Raw genomic sequence first — 20239 nt, forward strand, 5'->3', positions numbered from 1 at the left:
GAACGTGTCGGGGCGCGGCCCATTACGCGCTCCAGTGGATGTCGACCGGCAATTCGGCTTCGGCGAGGACGCGACCGATCGGGTAGGGCGATCCTGCACCTTCGGCGATCGCCGCTTCCAGAACCTCGCGCTTCGTGTCGCCCGACACGGCGACCATCAGCGCGCGCGCCGACTTGATCGCTTCGAGCGAAAGCGTCACCCGCGCAACCGGCGCTTCGGGCGGCAGCGGATCGGGCATAAGGCCCAGCGCGCGTCGCTCCTTGGGGCCGGTAAGCGCTTCTTCGAGGTCGGGGCCGGGAAAGATCGACGCGGTATGCCCGTCGCCGCCCACGCCCAGCAGGCAGAGGTCGAGCGGCCAGTGCACGTCCTGAAGCCGCGCATCGGCGGCGCGGCCCGCAGCCTTGTAATCTTCCGCCGCTTCGCTGGTGATCGGAATCACGCGCGCGCCCTTGGGAATGAAGGTCTTGCCGATCATCGTGACGTTCGAAAGATCGTCGCCCATCGGAACCAGCCGATCGTCGGTCGGGACGATGGTGACGCGTTTCCAGTCGATCTTGGCAGCGGCAAGCCGTTCATAGATCGGCAGCGGGGTTTTGCCGCCGGGCAATGCGATCACGCAATTGCCGCGCGTATCGATGGCGCTTTCGATGATGAAGCCGATGTCTCCGGCGACTGCGTCGGCCATTTCGGCCGCGTCGTCATATTCCCACCATTCGATCTCAGTCATGCAATCTCCATTGGCGCGGCATGTGGCACGCGCCCGATTTTCCTACCCTTGCGCGCCCCCAAAGGTTCCGCGCATGCGAAGTTCATTCGTGCCAGGTCACGCCATCGCGCTCGGTAAGCGCAATCGCGGCCGAAGGGCCCCAGCTTCCCGACGAATAGGATTTGGGCTTGATGCCGTTGGCGGCCCAGCCTTCGCGAACCGCATCGATCCAGGCCCATTGCGCTTCCACTTCGTCGCGCCGGACGAACAATGTCGGATCGCCTTCGATCAGGTCGAGCAGCAGCCTTTCATAGGCGATGCGCCGCTGGGTCCCGGCAAATTCGGTGTCGAGCGAGAGGTTGAGCGGCACTTCGCGCAGGCGGATGCCTTCGCGGTCGAGCCCCGGCTGTTTGGCCATCACCAGCAGACGGACATATTCTTCGGGCTGCAGCCGGATCACCAGCGTATTGGGCTGCAGCATGCCGCCGCGCTCGGCGAAAATCGAATGCGGCACCGGCTTGAACTGAATGACGATCTCGCTGCGCCGCTCGGCCATCCGCTTGCCGGTGCGCAGATAGAAGGGCACGCCCTGCCAGCGCCAGTTATCGACATGCGCCTTCAGTGCGACGAAGGTTTCGGTGTCCGATCCCTTCTCCAGTTCCTCGTCATATCCGCGCACGATCTTTCCGGCGACGGCGCCTGCGCCATATTGGCCGATGACCGTCAGATGCCCGACATCCTCGGCTTCGATCGGGCGGAGCGAGCGGAGCACCTTCACTTTTTCGTCGCGGATCGACGTGCCGTCGAAATGCGCCGGCGGCTCCATCGCGATCAGCGAGACGAGCTGGAGCATATGGTTCTGCAGCATGTCGCGCAGTGCGCCGACTTCGTCATAATAGCCCGCGCGCCCCTCCAGGCCCACGGTTTCGGAAATCGTGATCTGGACGTTGTCGATGCCGCGCGCGTTCCACACCGGTTCGAACAGCGAATTGCCGAAACGCAGCGCAAGAATGTTCTGGACGGTTTCCTTGCCCAGATAATGGTCGATCCGGAAGGTGCGGTCCTCGGGGAAAGCCTCCGCGACGATGTCGTTGATTTCGCGGCTGGTTTCCAGATCCTTGCCGAGCGGCTTTTCCAGCCCGATGCGAACGTTCTCAGCGGTGAGCCCGGCGCTTTTCAGCCCCTTGATGGTGGGGCCAAACAGCCAGGGCGCAGTCGACAGGAAAATGGCAAGGCCGCCCGAAATATCGCCGAGCGATTCGGCGAGCGCCTCATATCCCTCGGGAGAGGAAGCATCGAGCGCGTGATAACGCACGCGATCGAGAAACGCCTTGACCATGTCCGGGTCGAGCCGGTCCGCGGGCACGAATTCGTCGAGGGCCTTGGCCGCGAATTCGCGGAAACCGGCATCGTCATATTCCGACCGCGCGGTACAGGTGATCGTCAGCGTTTCGGGAAGCAGCGCATCGGCGTGAAGACCGAAGAGCGAAGGCAGCAACATGCGCTGCGAAAGATCCCCGGTCGCTCCGAACAGCAGCAGTTTCTCGACGGGCTGAACCATGAAGTTCCTTCAGATTGGGCGCGAGGGCCGAAAAGCAACCGCCGCAGCGATACGGATGCCGTAGGGGCGATACAAGCACCGCAGCGCAGGAACACGTCCGATTTCTTCGAACGCGTTGTTCCGAAAGCTCAGAGCACCAGCCCGGCGGTGGGATCGAGCCCGGCCATGATGTTCAGATTCTGAACCGCCGCGCCGCCCGCACCCTTGCCCAGATTGTCATAGGTGGCGATCAGCCGCGCATGACCGGTATCGGGATTGGCAAAGACGCGCAGCGTCAGGCGATCGGTGCCCGAATCGGCTTCGATATGGACCGCGCTGGTGTCGACCGTCGGCAGCACGCGCACGATCTTCGAATCGCGATAGGCCTCCTGCAACGTTGCTTCGATCGTCGCGGCAGACGGGCGACGCGGCAAGGCGTTGAGCGGCAGCGGCACTTCGGAAATCATGCCCCGCATCACCCGCGCGACCGCAGGTTGAAAGATCGGCGGTTCGGCGATCCGGGCGTGCTTTTGCATTTCGGGCAGATGCTTGTGCGCAAGCGTCAGGCCATAAGCGCGATAGGCAGTGTGCGTGTAGTTCGCGGCGCTTTCGTCCTCGAACTCCTCGATCATGCTGCGTCCGCCGCCCGAATAGCCCGATGCGCCCGAATAGGAGAGGGGCCAGTCGTGCGGGACGAGCCCGGCGCGTACCAGGGGACGGACCAGCGCGAGGAACCCGGTCGGCCAGCAGCCGGGATTGGTGACGCGCGCCGCTTCGGCGATCGCGGCGCTTTGTCCCGGTTCGAGCTCGGCCATGCCATAGACCCAGCCTTCGGCTACCCGATGCGCCGAAGAGGCATCGATCACCCGCGTGCGATCGTTCGCGATCAGCGAAACGGCTTCGCGCGCGGCATCGTCGGGCAGGCACAGAATGACGAAATCGGCGTCGTTCAGGATTTCGGAGCGCTTCTTCGCATCCTTGCGATCCTTGTCGGCAAGCGTGAGGAGTTCGATCTCCTTGCGCGGCGCCAGCCGTTCGCGGATTTCAAGACCGGTGGTGCCGGCAGCGCCGTCGATGAACAGGCGAATGGTCATGCCATCCTCCGCCGGGCAACGATGTCGCCATAGCTGCCGCTGGTGCAGATATCGGCGAGCGGTTCGCGCACCACTTCCTTGGCGGTCACATGCACGGCATTGTCGCCGTCCACCATGATCGCGACATGGTCGTCGAAGAAAATCAGGTCGCTGCGCTCAAGCGCTGCATCTTCGGCGAGCGCACTGCCCAGCTGCGAACGTTGCAGATCACAGAAGCGTGGACATTGCCTGCCCGCGCCGGCCAGCGCGTAGAAGACCAGGCCGGTGCAATTGAATCCGGCAGGCGAACGCCCGCCGGGCTTTGCCGGGGCCCCGATCTGGGCTTCGGCAATCGCAACGAAATCCGAACCCTTATCCGAACCCTTATCGGTGGTGCTGTCGGTGGCGCCCGAAACGTCCGGTGCCGTTTCGCTCAGCGCAGCTGCGGCAACATAGCCGACCGATCCGTCCGCGACGCAGATTCCCCAGCCATATTCGCTGGACAGCTCGAGCAATTCGAAACGCTCGCCCGGCAGGATTTCGGAAAGAACCGGAGAATCCTTGGCGCGCGCGGCCCGAACCGGCGAAGCGGTTACGGCATAAAGCGGCTCGGCACGCGAATAATGCGGCGCGAAAATCCGTCCCGCGAGACGCACATCGGCAAGGTCGCGGCGGACGGCGTCGATTCGCGGGTCAGCGCGCCAGGAACGGCCCTGGAGTTCGAAACGGCTACGCGGTGCCTCTGCCGGTGACGGCATCGTCGAATGCGTCGCCAGCGAGGAAATGCCCGAATTCTGCAAGAAAATCTGCCCCTTCAGCGGTGCGTGCGACGAATATGTTGCGTTTGTCGGTATCGTCGCGCTGACGACGGAGATAGCCGAGCGCGCCCAATCTGTTCAAGGCGCGCGTAACGACCGGCTTCGAGACATTCAAGGCTCGTGCAAGGCCGCGCACGGTATGCGGCCCCTGTTCGAGGTACACCAGAAGCAGCAGCGCCATCTGGCGATTGGTAAGATCCGGCTCGCCGGACCGGACATAGCCGACCAGCGTGTTCTTCCAGGACGACAGCGATTGCTCGGACAAGGCGTTCACGGCATATACTCTTATGGTTACCCGGCCCGATACTGTTGGGCCATTCGAGCGTATAACGCGTTCCGGCGGCCTGGGTTTCAGTGCGCGAGCGAAATGTTCGGGAAACGGGCCGCAACGGTGGTTGATCGTGCGGCGACCCTCGCCTATGTCGCGCCTTTCCACGCAAAGGTCCGCTTGCTGTCATGTTCACTTTCCTGCTCGTCGTTCAGGCCATTATCGCCGCATTGCTGGTGACGGTCATCCTCATGCAGCGTTCGGAAGGCGGCGGTCTTACTTCGGGCGGCAGCCCGGGCGGCCTGATGTCGGCGCGTGGCGCGGCGGATTTCCTCACCCGTTCGACCGCAGTGCTCGCGACTCTGTTCATCGCGATGAGCATTTTGCTGGCGGTGCTCGCGGCGACGCGCGGCAGCTCGACGATCGACACCAGCCTCGCGCGCCAGCCGGCGCCGGCGCAGGTTGCACCGGCCGAGGGCGATGCGGCGGCTCCGCTTGCGGAGGGTGCGGCGCCTGCCAATGGCAGCGACGACGCCGATATTCCAATCGCGCAATAACGCGAACCGCACAGTTTTTTTGGCGGCGCCCTGATTCGGGCGCTTGCCGTTCCTATGTTTTCGGGGCTAGGCCGTTTCTCCCATGGCGCGGTATATTTTCATCACCGGCGGCGTGGTCTCCTCGCTCGGTAAAGGTCTTATGGCGGCAAGCCTTGCCGCCTTGTTGCAGGCACGCGGATATCGGGTGCGGATTCGCAAGTTCGATCCGTATCTGAACGTCGATCCGGGGACCATGTCGCCCTATCAGCATGGCGAAGTCTATGTCACCGATGACGGGGCAGAGACCGACCTCGATCTGGGCCATTACGAACGCTTTACCGGCGTTGCGTCGCGCCAATCGGACAACATCACTTCGGGCCGGATCTACAAGACGATCATCGAGCGCGAGCGGCGCGGCGACTATCTGGGCGCCACCGTCCAGGTGATCCCGCACGTCACCGATGCGATCAAGGCATTCGCGACGGCCGATACCGAGGATCTGGATTTCGTGCTGTGCGAAATCGGCGGCACGGTGGGCGATATCGAGTCGCTGCCCTTTATCGAGGCGATCCGCCAGCTGAAGAACGAGCTGGGCCGCGGCCAGACGATCAGCGTGCACGTAACCCTGGTGCCCTATATCGCCGCCGCGGGCGAGCTGAAGACCAAGCCGACACAGCATAGCGTGCGCGAACTCGCCTCGCTCGGCGTCCAGCCCGACGTGCTTGTCTGCCGCTGCGAACAGCCTTTGCCGGAGAGCGAGCGCGCCAAGATCGCGCTGTTCTGCAACGTCCGCAAGGAAGCGGTGATTCCCGCGCTCGATGCGTCGAGCATCTATGCGGTGCCGTTGCAATATCATGGCGAGGGGCTCGACAGCGAAGTGCTCAACGCCTTCGGCATGCCCGCGCAGGACAGCCCGCCGCTCGACCGCTGGACCGAAATCGTCGAACGCCTCCAAAATCCGGAAGGCGAAGTGACGATCGGCGTCGTCGGCAAATATGTCGGCCTTCCCGATGCCTATAAATCGCTGCACGAAGCGCTGGTGCATGGCGGCATCGCCAACCGCGTGAAGGTGCACGTCCGCTGGCTCGACGCCGAATTGTTCGAAAAGGACGAAGCGGAAATCGCCGCGCAGCTCGAACCGATGCACGGCATCCTGGTCCCCGGCGGCTTCGGCGAGCGCGGCAGCGAGGGCAAGATCAAGAGCGTCAGCTTTGCGCGCGAACGCGGCGTGCCGTTCTTCGGAATTTGCCTCGGCATGCAGATGGCGTGCGTCGAAGCGGCGCGCGGGCAGGGGCTCGATCACGCCTCCACCACCGAATTCGGCCCGACCGACGAACCGATCGTCGGCCTGATCACCGAATGGATGACCAAGGACGGACTTCAGAAGCGCGAGGAAGGCGGCGATCTGGGCGGCACGATGCGGCTTGGCGCCTATCCGGCGAAGCTGACCGGCAACAGCGTTGTCGGGTCGATCTATGGCAGCGACAATATCAGCGAGCGCCATCGCCACCGCTATGAAGTGAACACCGGCTATCGCGATACGCTGGAAAAGAACGGCCTCGTCTTTTCGGGCATGTCGCCCGACGGCGCGCTACCCGAAATCGTCGAACGGCCCGACCATCCCTGGTTTATCGGCGTACAGTTCCACCCGGAGCTGAAGTCCAAGCCATTCGACCCGCACCCGTTGTTCGCAAGCTTCATCGAAGCAGCGGTCAAGCAGAGCCGGCTCGTCTGATCGCCTGACCACAAGCAAAAGGCGCCCGGACAATGTCCGGGCGCCCCTGCTGCGACGCCCAAAGGGAGAAAGACGTCGCAAGCCGTGGTGAGCGATTTTATGCCGCGTTTGCAGCCTTGTGCTCGATCGAAGGCTGCGCTTCGCCAGTCGTCACGGCAATCTTTTTCGGTTTCATAGTTTCAGGCACTTCGCGAACCAGGTCAATGGTGAGAAGGCCATCGGCCAGATTGGCGCTTTCAACCCGTACGAAATCGGCCAGTTCGAAACGGCGTTCGAAGCTGCGATTGGCGATGCCGAGATGCAGGAACGCGCTTTCGTTCGCGGCCCTGGATTCCGATTCCTGCTTCTTGCCCGAAACCGTCAGCAGATTCTGCTGCGCGGTGATGTCGATCTCGTCGCTCTTGAAGCCGGCGACCGCAAGCGTGATGCGATAGCGGTCCTCGGCAAGGCGCTCGAGATTGAACGGCGGATAATTTTCGCTGCTCGCCTGGCGCGCACTGGCTTCGAGCATGTCGAAGAGGCGATCGAAGCCGATGGTCGAGCGGCGGAAGGGAGTAAAGTCGAACTGACGCATGTTTCAAATCCTCCAATGAGCAAAATGGTACGTCCATTCGGCACCCAGACATTGCGATGCCGATATCTGCATGGCCCCGCAGGCACCATGCGACCGTGAAATTGGAATGCGCCGGCGCGGTTTCAAGAGGCCGAATCGGACGACGCCCGGGCAAGGTTCGGCAACAGGCGGGATGAAGGTGCGCCGGGCGTGCGCCAGACGGTAAAAATGCGGGGCCGCACAATGTCGCTCCGCGGTTTCCGGAAACGCGAAACGCCCGGACCGTTTCCAGCCCGGGCGCCTGCGTGACGAATGCTCGTCAGCCCCCTTTGTCGGCTTCGCCCACACGCCCGTCCTGAGACAAGCGGGGCGGTAAGCCTCCCCGAACCACGGCCTTTTTGCCTGCGCTTCGATGAGCGTTTGCTACGTGCCCGGACCGCGTTTGTCACCGGCTATGCGCATAAGTGGCGCAGATTGGAGTCACCCTGTGGCGCGTGCGCAACAGCTTTGCCATTTGCCAGCAGGGCCGAACCTGCCCTAGAGCAACGGCCTTTCCAGAGGTCCAGGGTCCCACTGCATGCTGTTATCGCGGTACGAGCGAATGATCGCCCGACGCTATCTTCTGCCCGGGCGGGGCGAGGCGTTCATTGCCATCGTCGCGGGAATCAGCCTGGGCGCGGTGATGCTGGGCGTCGCCGCGCTGATCGTCGTCATGAGCGTGATGAACGGCTTTCGCGCAGAGCTGTTCGACAAGATCACCGGCCTGAACGGCCATGCGGTGATTCAGGGCTATGGCGGGCAGTTGCGCGACTGGCGGGCGATCGTCGAGGAAGCGCGCCAGACGCCGGGCGTCACCAGTGCGACGCCGCTGATCGAACAGCCGCTGTTCGCGACATTCAACGGTCGCGCCGAAGCGGTGCTGGTGCGCGGCATGGAAGTGCGCGACATCCGCGACAATCCCGTGCTCGACGGCAAGGAAGTTCTGGGCTCGCTCGATCAGCTGACGCCGGGTTGCGAATGCGTGGGTATCGGATCGCGCCTTGCCGATCAGTTGGGGGCATCGATCGGATCGAGCATTTCGATCATGAACCCGCTGGGGTCGAGCACGCCGTTCGGAACCGTGCCGCGCATCGTGAAATATCGCGTCGCGACGATCTTCGAAGTCGGCATCTATGATTATGACAAGGCATTCGTGCTGATGCCGATGTCGCAGGCGCAGACACTGTTGCTGCTCGGCGATGCGGTCGGGATGGTCGAAATCGACACCAATGATCCCGATCGCGTCGATCAGATACTCGCGCCGCTGGAAAAGAAGATCGGCGACAAGGGGCAGCTGGTCGACTGGCGGATGATGAATTCGGAACTGTTCGAGGCGCTGGCGGTCGATCGGGTGGTGACTGCGACCGTGCTGTCGCTCATCATCCTGGTGGCCGCGTTCAACATCCTGTCGTCGCTGATCATGCTGGTGCGCGCAAAGACGCGCGACATCGCGATCCTGCGCACCATGGGAGCGACTCGGGGCAGCATGTTGCGGATCTTCATCACGGTGGGGACGACGATCGGCACGATGGGGATCGGCGCGGGACTTGTCCTGGCGGCGATCTTCATCACCTTCCGCCAGCAGGTCGTATCGTTCATCGGCCTCGTCACCGGACAGAATATCTGGGACCCGCAGATGCGCTTCCTGAGCGAATTGCCGGCAAAGACCGACCCATGGGAAGTGTTCGGCGTCGTGGTGACGGCGTTCATCCTGACCTTCCTCGCAACCCTGATCCCTGCGTTCCGCGCGGCGGGAACGGATCCTGTCCAGGTGCTCCGCTATGAGTGATGCCGTTGTCGAAATCCGCGGAATGCGGCGCAGTTTCACGCAGGGCGGCATCACGATCGAAGTGCTGCGCGGAATCGACCTGACCATCGGCAAGGGCGAAATCGTCGCGCTGCTCGGCCCATCGGGATCGGGCAAGTCGACGATGCTGCAGGCGGTCGGGTTGCTCGAAGGCGGCTTTGAAGGATCGCTCAAGATCTGCGGGCGCGAAGCATCGCAACTCGATTCGCGCGGCCGGACCGAACTGCGCCGCGAGACGCTGGGTTTCGTGTACCAGTTCCACCATTTGCTGCCCGATTTCACGGCGCAGGAGAATGTCGTCCTGCCCCAGCTGATTCACGGCGCAACGCGTGCGGAGGCCGATGCGCGTGCGGAAAAGCTGCTCGGTGCGCTGGGGCTCGCTCAGCGGCTGACGCACCGCCCGAGCCAGTTGTCGGGCGGCGAGCAGCAGCGCGTGGCGGTGGGCCGCGCGCTGGCGACGCGGCCGGCGCTGGTGCTGGCGGACGAGCCGACCGGCAATCTGGACGAAGCGACCGCCGATGTCGTGCTGATCGAATTTCTGCGGCTGGTACGTGAGGAAGGGTCTGCGGCGCTGGTCGCGACTCACAATGAACGGCTGGCGGCGAAGATGGACCGGATCGTGCGGCTGCACGAAGGATATCTGGGATAGCGACCCCGCGTGCGGGGATAGGGGATATGGTGGTGAGGCACGTTCGGCCTCACCACCGCCCCCGGTGCGCTCGCGGAGGAAGCGAGCGCCCGCAAAGTTTCAATGTCCGTTGCCCGCCTGGGGCAGCAGGATCACATATTGCCCGTTCGCTTCCATTGCTTCGGTGTCTGCGGCGGCTTCGCCATTGCGCAGGAGCCGGCCCAGTTGGGTCAATGTCCCGAACATGTTGATCGCCCCTTGCAGCGGCCGCCCGCGACGATCGCGGCGTGGCTTTGGCGCTGCATTGCGCGGTTCGCGGCGTGGGGGCACCGGGGCGTTGCGCTGCATCCGCGCGGCCACCGATGCGGCATCCGCGGTACGCCCGAATTCGCGCCAGACGACGCGGAAGCCTCGCGGAACCTCGGTCCATTCGCCTTCGGGCGCGCGGATCAGGTCGCAACCGCATTGGTGACAGCTGGAAAAATCCAGCCCCTGATTATGATGGTGCACCGAATCGGCCATATGGCCCATCAATTTGCAAAGCCCAGTCATCTCAATGACCTCCATTTGCGTGGTCCGCGCCGGCTGCCTGAACCTGCCAGGCAGTGATTTCGCGGAGATTTTCGTCTTCGCTCTCAAGAGCGAGATCGGGATTCCAGATTTCGAAATTTTCGCCGGCGCCGACAAACAGCGCGCGGTTGCCGATGCGGCCGAGATGGCGCATCGCAGCGGGAATATTCGCCGTGCCGCAGCCCTGACGCAGCGGTTCGACGACACCGAAGGCGCGACGCACGCGGCGATGATGTCCGCGCGGATCGCGGCCCGCGCGTTCATCGGCAATCCGCCGCCGCTCGGTCTGACGCCGCAGCGTGCGCAGATGATCGCGACGATAGCTGACAAGGCAGGGATCGGCCTCGTGCCGGGCCACCATCAGCTGGTTTCCGTCGGGTGCTTCGTTGAGCGCGTCGGCGACGAAACCGGGCAGGGTGACATTGCCCTCGCCATCCACTTCGCAAAGTGCGCTGCCGTGAAACAGGGTTACCATTTTTGCCCTCATGAAACCGTTACTGAGTTCACTGGAAGTTCAGAGCTATTTCCCTAAACCTCTGTCTTGCGGGGCATTTTTCGAACTGCCCCATATTTGCCATAATAAAGCCTGATTCTGATCCTGCGATGAACCGTTCATTTTGGTCGATGAAATGTTAACGATGTTCTCGCCCGAAATTGGGTTAATTGCCACTCCGGTGGAATCCTGTTCCGTGTTCGCACGCTAGGGGTTTTACCCCGTGGTCAGAGCGCCGCGCGCGTTCTAGCCGACGAGAAAGCTGTGGATTTCCGCAAGCATCGCTTGGCAAGGCGGGGTCCGCCATCCTAGGTTCGGGTATGGCGCATTCGGGTTTCGTACCGCTTCGGGTTTTCTCCTCCTACACGATGCTGGAAGGGGCCATCGACCCCAAGGCGATTGCCAAGCGCGCGCGCGAGCTGGGTTTCCCCGCCGTGGCGGTGGTCGATCGCAACGGCCTCTATGCCGCAATGTCCTTTTCCGACGCGTGCATGAAGGCGGGGGTGCAGCCGATCGTCGGCACATTGCTCGCGGTCGCGCGGCCCGATACGCCCGAAGGCAAGCCGCCGATCATCGACTGGCTGGCGCTCTATGCCCAGGATATGGCGGGATATGAAAATCTGTGCGCGCTGGTGTCGATGGCGCATCTCGACAGGCCGATCGAACTGGACGCGCATGTCCCGTTCGAAGCACTCGACGGGCGGGCCGACGGACTGATCGCACTGACGGCGGGCGGGGAAGGGGCGCTGGCGCGCCTCTATGCCGATGGGCAGGATCTGGCTGCGGCGGCCTATGCCGACCGGCTGCAGGGCCTGTTCGGCGACCGGCTCTATATCGAATTGTCGCGGCGACTCGACGAAACCGAAGGCGCGGCGGAGCCGAAATTGCTCGATCTCGCCTATGCGCGCGACATTCCGATCGTTGCGACCAATCCCTGCTGTTTTGCCGAAGAGGATTTTCATCAGGCGCATGACGCGATGCTGTGCATCGCCAATTCAAGCTATGTCGCCAGCGACGATCGCCCGCGCAGCTCGCCCGACGCGTGGATGAAACCGGCCGGCGAAATGCGCGATACCTTTGCCGACCTGCCCGAAGCGATCGCCAACACGCTGATCGTCGCGCAGCGTTGTGCGGTGGCAGCGCCCAAGCGCAAGCCGATCCTGCCAAGCCTGGCCGGCGACCGCGAAGGCGAAGCGGCCAAGCTGCGCATCGATGCGCGGGCGGGCCTGATCGACCGGCTGCGCAAGATCGTGGCGTTGCAAGACGGGCTCGCCCGTGCCGAAGCGGGCGCCGGAGACGGGCTGGAGACCGCAACCGCACCGGTGAGTGAGGAGGCGTTGCTCGCGCGCTTTCCCGAATATTTCAAACGGCTGGATTACGAGCTCGACATCATCGTCGACATGGGATTCCCCGGCTATTTTCTGATCGTTGCCGATTTCATCAAATGGGCGAAGGATCACGACATTCCGGTGGGGCCGGGACGTGGTTCGGGCGCGGGTTCGGCGGTTGCATGGGCGCTGACCATCACCGACCTCGATCCGCTCGATCTCGGGCTGCTGTTCGAACGATTCCTCAATCCCGAACGTGTGTCGATGCCCGACTTCGACATCGACTTCTGCGAAACCCGGCGCGGCGAAGTGATTCGCTATGTCCAGCAGAAATATGGCCGCGACACCGTCGCGCAGATCATCACCTTCGGTACGATGAAGGCGCGCGCGGTGCTCAAGGATACGGGCCGCGTGCTTCAGATGAGCTATGGCCAGGTCGACCGGCTGGCCAAGCTGGTTCCCAACCATCCCACCGATCCCTGGACGCTCGACCGCGCGCTCAACGGCGTCAGCGAACTCCACAGCGAATATCACAATGATCAGGACGTGCGCCTGCTCTGGGATCTCGCCGCCAAGCTGGAAGGATTGCCGCGACACAGTTCGACTCACGCTGCCGGCGTGGTGATCGGCGACCGCCCCTTGTCGCAACTGATCCCGCTATATCGCGATCCGCGATCCGACATGCCGGTGACGCAGTTCGACATGAAATATGTCGAAGGCGCAGGGCTGGTGAAATTCGACTTTCTCGGCCTCAAAACGCTGTCGGTTCTGCAAAAGGCCGTGCAACTGCTTGCCCAGCGCGGTGTCGAAGTCGATCTGTCGGCGCTCAAATGGGACGATGAAGGCGTCTATGAACTGCTCCAGCGCGGCGACACGGTGGGCGTGTTCCAGCTGGAATCCGAAGGCATGCGCCGCACGCTTGCGGCGGTGCGTCCGTCCAATTTCGGCGACATCATCGCACTCGTCTCGCTCTATCGGCCGGGCCCGATGGACAATATTCCGACCTTTGGCGCACGCAAGAACGGCCGCGAGCAAGTGGTCTATCCGCACGACCTGCTCGAACCGATCCTGAAAGAGACCTATGGGATCTTCGTCTATCAGGAACAGGTGATGCAGGCCGCGCAGATCCTGGCCGGATACAGCCTGGGCGGCGCGGATTTGCTGCGCCGCGCGATGGGCAAGAAGATCAAGGCGGAGATGGATACCCAGCGCGAAATCTTCGTCGCCGGGTGCGCCGAGCACAATCAGATCCCGGAGGCAAAGGCGAACGAGCTGTTCGACTTGATCGACAAGTTCGCGGGCTATGGTTTCAACAAATCGCACGCCGCCGCCTATGCGCTGCTCGCCTATCAGACCGCCTGGCTGAAAGCGCATCATCCGCAGGAATTCTTTGCCGCGTCGATGTGTTACGACATCGACCAGACCGATAAATTGTCGGTGTTCGTCGATGATATGAAGCGCGCCGACATTCTGTGCCTGGCGCCCGACATCAACGCCAGCGAAGCCGAGTTTTCGGTCGAGCAGGGGGATGCGGGACTGGCGGTTCGCTATGCGCTCGCCGGGCTGAAGGGCGTGGGCGAACGCGCGATGGAACAGCTTGTCGCCGAGCGCGAAGCCAATGGCCGGTTCCAGTCGCTCGACGAATTTGCGCATCGCGTCGATCCGCGCCTGATCAACAAAAGACAGCTGGAAACGCTGGCGAGCGGCGGCGCATTCGATTCGATCGACCCGGACCGGGCGGGTGTTCACGCCGCCGCCGAAACCATATTGGCGGTGGCCCAGCGGACCCATGAAAACCGCACGAGCGGGCAGGGCGGGCTGTTCGGCGACAGCGAGCCCGCGGGCAATGCGATCCAGTTGCCGGGCAATGTCCATTGGTCGCTCGCCGAACGGATTCAGGCGGAGCGCGATGCCTTCGGCTTCTATTTCTCCGCGCACCCGCTCGATCGCTATGCGCATCTGGCCAGGGTGCATGGCGCCCGATCGCTCGCCAGCCTGTCGGAAATCAGCATTCCGGAAGGCGCGCGCATCGGCGCAACCGTATCCGCGTTGATCGAGGACGCGCGCTGGCGCACCTCCGCGCGCGGCAACCGCTATCTGATGGCAACGATTTCGGACGCAACCGGCCAGTTCGTTACCACCTGTTTCGACGAAAACGCTTCCACGGATCTGGAAGATTGCGCGCGCAATGGCGGCTGCGCGGTGCTGACCGTCGAGCTGGACCGGCGCCCGGGTGAGGAAACGCCGCGCGTTACGGTGCGCCGCGTGCAGTCGTTCGAAGCGCTCGCCAATTCGGCGCGGCTCGTGCTCGATCTGGCGATCGACGACCCGATGGTGCTGCCCCGCCTTGCCGGCATCGTCGGCAATCAGCGCGGGGGCCGGGGCGAAGTGCGCGTGCGCGCGGCCCTGGGCACCGATGGCGAAGCGGAGCTGGTGCTCGGGCGCGATTTCCTGCTCGATGGCGAACTGACCGCGCGGATCGAAAGCCTTGACGGCATTCGCCGGGCCGAGTTGCGCGATGCGGAGGAACCCCGGCTCGCTTCCGTGGCGTAACCCGATCCTTCCCTCTCGACTTCGTGTGCAGGCCGGCTAGGCTGGCGAAAACGAAAACAGAGAGGTGAGGTTATGCTGGGCGGTATGCAGGACCATGAGCTGCGCGTCATGCGCCTGCTCGAACATGCGGAACGCGAACATTGGGACCGCGAGCTGGTCAGTCACTGGGCCGATGGCAGCGAAACGCGGACGACCTGGGCCGGGGTGGCGCGCGACGCGCGCAAGCTGGCACAGGCGCTGGAGCGGATGGGGTGCAAGCCCGAAGACCGTATCGCCACGCTGGCGATGAACCATCATCGCCATCTGGTGGCATGGTATGGCGCAATCGGCATGGGCGGCGTCGTCCACACGATCAATCCGCGCCTGTTCGAGGATCAGCTCGCCTTTATCGGCAACCATGCCGAGGACAAGATACTCCTCTATGACAAGGCATTCGCGCCGCTGGTCGAAAAGATGAAGCCGCAATGGAAGACGATCGAGCGTTATATCGTCTTCGACGGCGACGGTCCCGACAGTTTCGAGGCCGTGATTGCGCAGGAAGACGGCAATTATGTCTGGCACGAAGGGCCCGAACGCGATCCGTGCATGCTCTGCTACACCAGCGGGACGACGGGCAATCCCAAGGGCGTCGTGTATACGCACCGTTCCTCGGTGATCCACGCGATCACCGAGTTGCAGCCCGATGTGTTCGACCTCAGCCAGAAAGCGGTCTGCATGCCGATCGTGCCGCTGTTTCATGCGGTCGGATGGGGGCTGCCCTTCGCCGCGCCCGCATGCGGGTGCAAGCTGGTCATGTCGGCAGTGAACGATGCGCAGATCCTGTGCGAATTGATGAACCGCGAAAAGGTGACGCACAGCGCCGGGGTTCCGACGGTCTGGTTCGCGATGTTCGGCCATATCGACAAATCGGGCGATTCACCGCGCCATCTGGAGGTTGTGACCATCGGCGGATCGGCCGCGCCGCGCGCGATGATCGAACGGATCATGAAAATGGGCGTGCGCGTCAATCACGCCTGGGGAATGACCGAGACTTCGCCCATCGGCACGATCGGCGCGCAGCCGCCCGATTGGGACGAAATGGATTTCGACGCGCAGGTGGCGCATGTCACGCGGCAGGGAAAGGCGCCGTTCGGCGTGGAAATGCGTGTTACCGATGACAATAACAAGCCATTGCCACGCGACGGCGAAAGTTCCGGGCATCTTCAGGTGCGCGGCCCCTGGATCGTCGATACCTATTTCAATGACGAAGGCGGGCCCTGTCTGACGGCGGACGGATGGTTCGATACCGGCGATGTCGCGGTAATCCATCCCGACGGGACGATGCAGATTACCGATCGTGCGAAGGACGTCATCAAATCGGGCGGCGAATGGATCAGTTCGGTCGATCTGGAAAATGCCGCTGTGGGGGCCGAAGGCGTGGCCGAGGCTGCAGCGATCGGCGTCCATCACCCCAAATGGGAAGAGCGGCCGATCCTGCTGATCGTGCGCAAGCCGGGCAGCGATGTGACCGAGGAAGCGATCCGGGCATATCTGGCGACACAGGTCGCAAAATGGTGGCTGCCCGACGAGATCCATTTCGTCGACGAATTGCCGCATACGGCCACCGGCAAGCTGCTCAAGACGGCGATCCGCGAGAAATATCGCGATTATAGTCTGGCGGCTGCCTGACAAAAAAAGAGCCGGCCACATAGGCCGGCTCGATGGGTACGGATCTATCGATGGCCGGGCGTGTCACCACGCCCGGCCATTTGCTTTATTGCTGCATCGCTTCGAATGCTTGGCTGACGGCGTCGGCCTTGGCATCCTTGAATTCGGCGCAGTTGCGGATCTGCTCGATCGCACGGCGCAGGCTGAGCGTGCCGCCTTCGAGTTCGGGCAGGATCTTCTGTTCGATCGTATCGGCGGCTTCGCGGGTGCACAGCTGGCTGAAAGCGCCGCCGGCACGGGCGAAGAAGATGCCGCCGCCGCTGGTTTTCAGCGTGCCGAAATTATCCGCCAGATAGCTGAACGCCGCATCGCGCGCGCCCGGGCTGCCGAGCAGCTGATAGAGCGCAAAGATGCGCTGGTTGGCGGGCATCGCATCGCTGGTGAACACCTTCAGGAAGAACTGACCGATCGCCGGATCTTCCGAATCCATCAGGCCGCTGGCCGCGACCTGCTGGAAATGCTGGTCGGCACCGGCATAGGCCTTCTGCATTACCTTGGCAGCGAACGGAGCGCCGCGTTCGTCGGCAGCGATACGGATCGCAGTACCACGAAGCGCCGGGGCGAGCGCGGCATCGTCACCGGCCAAGAAGGCGTCGAGCGCGGTCAGCAGCTTGGCACGAAGCGCTTCGTCCCCGCCGGCACCGGCGACGAGCGCGATCAGGTCGCTGCGCAGCGCACGACGGTCGCTATTGTCATCGGCATAGGCACCGGTGGTAACGTCGCTGCCAATGGCTTCGAGTGCCGGACGATAGATGTTGGCGATGGTTTCGCGCCATGCCGGTTCGGCCGCTTCGCTGATCAGGCCGCGTTCCTTCAGCCCGGCCAGACGTTCGCCGTTATCGACAGCGACCTGATGGTCGGGATGCGTCGCCAGCACGCGCGCGGCCTCAACCAGTTTCTCAACCGGAAGATGCCCGGCATGGAACGACGCCCAGAGGCTGTCGGTCAGCGCAATCGCCTCGCTGGCGGGCAGCGTGTTCGCCGAAGCGATCAGCGCGTCCCAATCGGCATCGTCCAGCTCGAAGCGATAATAGCCCTGGCCACCGGCATTGGGCATCAGCGCCCCGTCACCCGGAACGGCGGCTACCGCCATGCTGGGCTGGTCGACGAGCGTGCAGACCCGCTCTGTATCGCCGCGACGCATGCACAGCGGCACGATCCACTGGCGCGGTTCCTGGGTGGTCCCGAGATACGCATAGGGCGCCTGGGTGGCGACATAGCCGTCCCCCTGACGATGGAGCGTGATGACGGGCACGCCCTGCTGATCGACGAAGCTGCGCAGCGACTGAAGCACGCGCGGATCCTGCGCCGCAGTGGCGAGCGAATCGAAGAAATCGTCGGTCGACGCCGTGCCATAGGCATGACGCTTCATGTGCAGCCGCACGCCTTCGCGGAATTTCTCGTCGCCCAGATATTCGGCGATCATCGCGACGACCTGTCCACCCTTGCCATAGGTGATCTGGTCGAAGGCGGAATCGACTTCGGAATCGGCAGTGATCTGTTCGTGGATCGGGCGACCGACCTTCAGCGCATCGAGCACCATCGCTTCAAAGCCTTCGCGGACAGCACCATTGTTGATGTCCAGATCGGGGCGCCATTCGCTGCCGATGCGATAGCCCATCCAGTTGGCGAAGCTTTCGTTGAGCCAGATATCGTCCCACCATTTCGGCGTCGAATAGTCGCCGAACCACTGGTGCGACAGTTCATGCGCGACGATCATGCCGAACGTGCGCATATCCTCGCGCGTCGGGTCCGAACTGAGCAGCAGGATGTCGTCGCCATAAACATCGGCCCCGGCATTCTCCATCGCGCCCGGCATGATCGGCGACCCGATCTGGTCGAGCTTGGGGAAGGGGAAGGGCTGGTCGAAATAATCCTCGAGCAGCGCGACGATCGGGCCCGACTGGTCGAGCGCGAACTGCATCCGCTCGGCATTGGGCTTGGTCGCCACGATACGCAGCGGCATCGGTTCGGGCCGCTGCGGCGTTGCGGGGATCGTCGTTTCGGCCGTCACGAACGGGCCGGTGATCATCGCGACCAGATAGGTCGGCAGCGGCGGCGACGTCCGGAAATGGTGGCGGACCAGATTGCCTTCGGTTTCCTCGCTGACCTCCGGCATGTTCGATACCGCGACATTGCCCGGCGCGGTCGCGATGCTGACGGTGAACGGCGTCTTGTATCCCGGCTGATCGAAGCCGGGGAAGGCCGCGCGCGCGTCGATCGATTCGAACTGCGTCCAGCTATACCATTCATCGTCGACATTGACGCGATACAGGCCCGAGGGCTGATCGTCGTTGAACTTGGCTTCATAGTCGAATTTGAGCGTGATCCGCCCGGCGGGCAATTCCCGCCCGAAATCGATCTGCGCCAGTCCGAACGGGTTCACCTGTTCATAGGTGATCGGATAGCTTTTGCCGTCGGCTTCAACCGAAGCGCTGGCGACATCGAGGTCGCGACCATGGATATAGATTTTCGTCGCGTTCTGGTTCAGCGTCGCGTCGATTTCGGTGTGACCGGAAAAGGTCGGGCTTTCGGGCAGGATGGTGAAATCGAGCCGATAGGCAGTCGGGGTGGCGATATCGGGAAGCTTGCCGGTCGGAACCGTTTCTTCCTGCGTAGTCGGTGGGGACGGCTGAGTCTGTGCCGACGCCGTGCCGATGCTCAGGGCAACGCAGGCGACAGAGAATATCCGGCGCATCAAGAATCCTTTCGTACCGCGGAAGTGCAAGGGCTTAAGATCGCGGCGTGTTTCGTGCAAGGTTACATTGTATCAATCGAATAATTCTCCCTGCGCACCGCGCGGCGGCCGAAACAGGTCGGTGCGCACGCGCGGAACCGGCCTGTCGAGTCCATGGCGCCGCGCGGCGATATGGAAGCGCCTGCGCATCAGTTCGCCCCAGACACCCTGGCCGCGCATCCGCGAAAAGAAACCGGGATCATTGTCGCGCCCGCCGCCGCGCATTGCCTGGATCGTCGCCATCACCTTGCCGGCGCGATCGGGGAAATGCGTGTCGAGCCAGGCCCGGAACAGCGGGGCGACTTCGTGCGGCAACCGAACGGGAATGAAGGACGCGGCCCGTGCGCCGGATTCCGCAGCACGCTCCAATATATGTTCGAGTTCGTAATCGGTGATCATCGGGATCACCGGAGCGATCGATACGATGACCGGTATGCCGGCATCGGCCAGTCGGCGCACCGCGGTCAGTCGCCGTTCGGGATGTGGCGCGCGCGGCTCGACCGTCATCGCGATCCGGGGATCGAGCGAGGTTATCGACACCATGACCGACGCCAGCCCCTTCGCCGCCATCGGCGCGAGCAAATCGATATCGCGCAGCACGCGATCCGATTTGGTGGTGATCGTCAGCGGATGGCTGGTTTCGGCGAGTATTTCCACACATCCGCGCATGATCCGCCACTCGCGCTCGATCGGCTGATAGGGATCGGTATTGGTGCCGAACGCGATATTCGCACAGACATAGCCCGGCTTCGCCAGCGCCTCGCGCAGCAGGGCAGGGGCATCGGGCTTGGCGAACAGCCGGGTTTCGAAATCGAGACCCGGCGAGAGGTCATGATAGGCATGGGTCGGCCGCGCGAAGCAATAGATACAGCCATGCTCGCAGCCGCGGTAAGGATTGATCGAACGATCGAAGGGGATGTCGGGCGATTTGTTGCGCGTGATGATCGTTTTCGGCTTTTCCACCGTCACGGTCGTGCGCAATTTGGGCGCGCCGCCATCGATTGCTTCGCGCGCGTCGATCCAGTCGCCATCCGCCTCGCGCTCGGCAAGGCCGAAACGCGTGCTTTCGCGGTTGAGCGTCGCACCACGCGAGGGCCGTGGTTTTCCCATTGCGCAAAGATAGGACTAGCGTTAGAACATATCAAGAA

The 20239-nt window shown here is 63.1% G+C and carries 16 protein-coding genes; 6 read left to right on the top strand and 10 right to left on the bottom strand.

Features of this window, described 5'->3' with window-relative positions; translation table 11 throughout:
- Positions 1–22 precede the first annotated feature (22 nt).
- From pgl to DKB74_RS04285, 5 genes are all read right to left on the bottom strand, one after another.
- Entirely contained in the window at positions 23–727 is a 705-nt protein-coding gene (pgl, locus tag DKB74_RS04265) for a 6-phosphogluconolactonase (protein ID WP_109806816.1), read from the bottom strand.
- Positions 728–809: 82 nt separating this feature from the next.
- Positions 810–2267 carry a glucose-6-phosphate dehydrogenase gene (zwf, locus tag DKB74_RS04270; RefSeq protein ID WP_109806817.1) on the bottom strand — a complete coding sequence of 486 codons (1458 nt, stop codon included), beginning with the start codon at positions 2265–2267 and terminating at the stop codon, positions 810–812.
- Positions 2268–2395: 128 nt separating this feature from the next.
- Complete coding sequence (gene argC / locus DKB74_RS04275) at positions 2396–3340, bottom strand: N-acetyl-gamma-glutamyl-phosphate reductase (protein WP_109806818.1); 945 nt, start codon at positions 3338–3340, stop codon at positions 2396–2398.
- Positions 3337–4119 carry a C40 family peptidase gene (locus DKB74_RS04280; protein ID WP_161956793.1) on the bottom strand — a complete coding sequence of 261 codons (783 nt, stop codon included), beginning with the start codon at positions 4117–4119 and terminating at the stop codon, positions 3337–3339. Before DKB74_RS04280 ends, argC begins: the two co-directional genes overlap by 4 nt.
- Positions 4049–4318, bottom strand: a complete 270-nt coding sequence (locus tag DKB74_RS04285) for a MarR family transcriptional regulator (RefSeq protein WP_239987397.1) — start codon at positions 4316–4318, stop codon at positions 4049–4051. The genes DKB74_RS04280 and DKB74_RS04285 overlap by 71 nt, the downstream gene beginning before the upstream one ends.
- Positions 4319–4593: 275 nt before the next feature.
- Here DKB74_RS04285 and secG point away from each other — a divergent pair, with 275 nt between their 5' ends.
- Both secG and DKB74_RS04295 read left to right on the top strand, forming a co-directional pair.
- On the top strand, positions 4594–4962 hold the full coding sequence (secG, locus tag DKB74_RS04290; protein WP_109806820.1) for a preprotein translocase subunit SecG: 369 nt from the start codon (positions 4594–4596) through the stop codon (positions 4960–4962).
- 82 nt (positions 4963–5044) lie between these two features.
- Positions 5045–6676: a CTP synthase gene (locus DKB74_RS04295; protein WP_109806821.1), complete on the top strand. Its 1632-nt coding sequence runs from the start codon at positions 5045–5047 to the stop codon at positions 6674–6676.
- Positions 6677–6773: 97 nt separating this feature from the next.
- On the opposite strand, the gene DKB74_RS04300 is transcribed toward DKB74_RS04295, so the two are convergent.
- Positions 6774–7250 (bottom strand): Hsp20 family protein, encoded by a 477-nt coding sequence (locus tag DKB74_RS04300; RefSeq protein ID WP_109806822.1) that lies wholly within the window; start codon positions 7248–7250, stop codon positions 6774–6776.
- Between the two features lie 556 nt (positions 7251–7806).
- Between DKB74_RS04300 and DKB74_RS04305 the strand changes: the two genes are divergently transcribed.
- Both DKB74_RS04305 and DKB74_RS04310 read left to right on the top strand, forming a co-directional pair.
- On the top strand, positions 7807–9057 hold the full coding sequence (locus tag DKB74_RS04305; RefSeq protein WP_109806823.1) for a lipoprotein-releasing ABC transporter permease subunit: 1251 nt from the start codon (positions 7807–7809) through the stop codon (positions 9055–9057).
- Positions 9050–9724 carry an ABC transporter ATP-binding protein gene (locus tag DKB74_RS04310; protein WP_109806824.1) on the top strand — a complete coding sequence of 225 codons (675 nt, stop codon included), beginning with the start codon at positions 9050–9052 and terminating at the stop codon, positions 9722–9724. The genes DKB74_RS04305 and DKB74_RS04310 overlap by 8 nt, the downstream gene beginning before the upstream one ends.
- A gap of 99 nt (positions 9725–9823) precedes the next feature.
- On the opposite strand, the gene DKB74_RS04315 is transcribed toward DKB74_RS04310, so the two are convergent.
- Both DKB74_RS04315 and DKB74_RS04320 read right to left on the bottom strand, forming a co-directional pair.
- Positions 9824–10255 carry a hypothetical protein gene (locus tag DKB74_RS04315; protein WP_109806825.1) on the bottom strand — a complete coding sequence of 144 codons (432 nt, stop codon included), beginning with the start codon at positions 10253–10255 and terminating at the stop codon, positions 9824–9826.
- A 1-nt stretch (position 10256) separates the two neighbouring features.
- Positions 10257–10748: a hypothetical protein gene (locus DKB74_RS04320; RefSeq protein ID WP_109806826.1), complete on the bottom strand. Its 492-nt coding sequence runs from the start codon at positions 10746–10748 to the stop codon at positions 10257–10259.
- A gap of 338 nt (positions 10749–11086) precedes the next feature.
- Here DKB74_RS04320 and dnaE point away from each other — a divergent pair, with 338 nt between their 5' ends.
- Entirely contained in the window at positions 11087–14647 is a 3561-nt protein-coding gene (gene dnaE / locus DKB74_RS04325; RefSeq protein ID WP_109806827.1) for a DNA polymerase III subunit alpha, read from the top strand.
- A gap of 72 nt (positions 14648–14719) precedes the next feature.
- Positions 14720–16315 (top strand): long-chain fatty acid--CoA ligase, encoded by a 1596-nt coding sequence (locus DKB74_RS04330; RefSeq protein ID WP_109806828.1) that lies wholly within the window; start codon positions 14720–14722, stop codon positions 16313–16315.
- A gap of 85 nt (positions 16316–16400) precedes the next feature.
- On the opposite strand, the gene DKB74_RS04335 is transcribed toward DKB74_RS04330, so the two are convergent.
- Together DKB74_RS04335 and DKB74_RS04340 are read right to left on the bottom strand one after the other, a co-directional pair.
- Positions 16401–19052: a M1 family metallopeptidase gene (locus DKB74_RS04335; protein WP_239987362.1), complete on the bottom strand. Its 2652-nt coding sequence runs from the start codon at positions 19050–19052 to the stop codon at positions 16401–16403.
- A gap of 72 nt (positions 19053–19124) precedes the next feature.
- Positions 19125–20201, bottom strand: coding sequence for a PA0069 family radical SAM protein (locus DKB74_RS04340; RefSeq protein ID WP_109806830.1), 1077 nt, complete (start codon positions 20199–20201; stop codon positions 19125–19127).
- Positions 20202–20239 lie beyond the last annotated feature (38 nt).

It is taken from the genome of Stakelama portus (assembly GCF_003171655.1).
Lineage (GTDB): Bacteria > Pseudomonadota > Alphaproteobacteria > Sphingomonadales > Sphingomonadaceae > Sphingomonas > Sphingomonas portus.

Excerpts from the sequence above, each read along its gene's own strand:
- pgl (WP_109806816.1), bottom strand. The coding sequence starts at position 727 with ATGACTGAGATCGAATGGTGGGAATATGACGACGCGGCCGAAATGGCC.
- zwf (WP_109806817.1), bottom strand. The coding sequence starts at position 2,267 with ATGGTTCAGCCCGTCGAGAAACTGCTGCTGTTCGGAGCGACCGGGGAT.
- argC (WP_109806818.1), bottom strand. The coding sequence starts at position 3,340 with ATGACCATTCGCCTGTTCATCGACGGCGCTGCCGGCACCACCGGTCTT.
- DKB74_RS04285 (WP_239987397.1), bottom strand. The coding sequence starts at position 4,318 with ATGGCGCTGCTGCTTCTGGTGTACCTCGAACAGGGGCCGCATACCGTG.
- secG (WP_109806820.1), top strand. The coding sequence starts at position 4,594 with ATGTTCACTTTCCTGCTCGTCGTTCAGGCCATTATCGCCGCATTGCTG.
- DKB74_RS04295 (WP_109806821.1), top strand. The coding sequence starts at position 5,045 with ATGGCGCGGTATATTTTCATCACCGGCGGCGTGGTCTCCTCGCTCGGT.
- DKB74_RS04300 (WP_109806822.1), bottom strand. The coding sequence starts at position 7,250 with ATGCGTCAGTTCGACTTTACTCCCTTCCGCCGCTCGACCATCGGCTTC.
- DKB74_RS04305 (WP_109806823.1), top strand. The coding sequence starts at position 7,807 with ATGCTGTTATCGCGGTACGAGCGAATGATCGCCCGACGCTATCTTCTG.
- DKB74_RS04310 (WP_109806824.1), top strand. The coding sequence starts at position 9,050 with ATGAGTGATGCCGTTGTCGAAATCCGCGGAATGCGGCGCAGTTTCACG.
- DKB74_RS04315 (WP_109806825.1), bottom strand. The coding sequence starts at position 10,255 with ATGACTGGGCTTTGCAAATTGATGGGCCATATGGCCGATTCGGTGCAC.
- DKB74_RS04320 (WP_109806826.1), bottom strand. The coding sequence starts at position 10,748 with ATGGTAACCCTGTTTCACGGCAGCGCACTTTGCGAAGTGGATGGCGAG.
- dnaE (WP_109806827.1), top strand. The coding sequence starts at position 11,087 with ATGGCGCATTCGGGTTTCGTACCGCTTCGGGTTTTCTCCTCCTACACG.
- DKB74_RS04330 (WP_109806828.1), top strand. The coding sequence starts at position 14,720 with ATGCTGGGCGGTATGCAGGACCATGAGCTGCGCGTCATGCGCCTGCTC.
- DKB74_RS04335 (WP_239987362.1), bottom strand. The coding sequence starts at position 19,052 with ATGCGCCGGATATTCTCTGTCGCCTGCGTTGCCCTGAGCATCGGCACG.
- DKB74_RS04340 (WP_109806830.1), bottom strand. The coding sequence starts at position 20,201 with ATGGGAAAACCACGGCCCTCGCGTGGTGCGACGCTCAACCGCGAAAGC.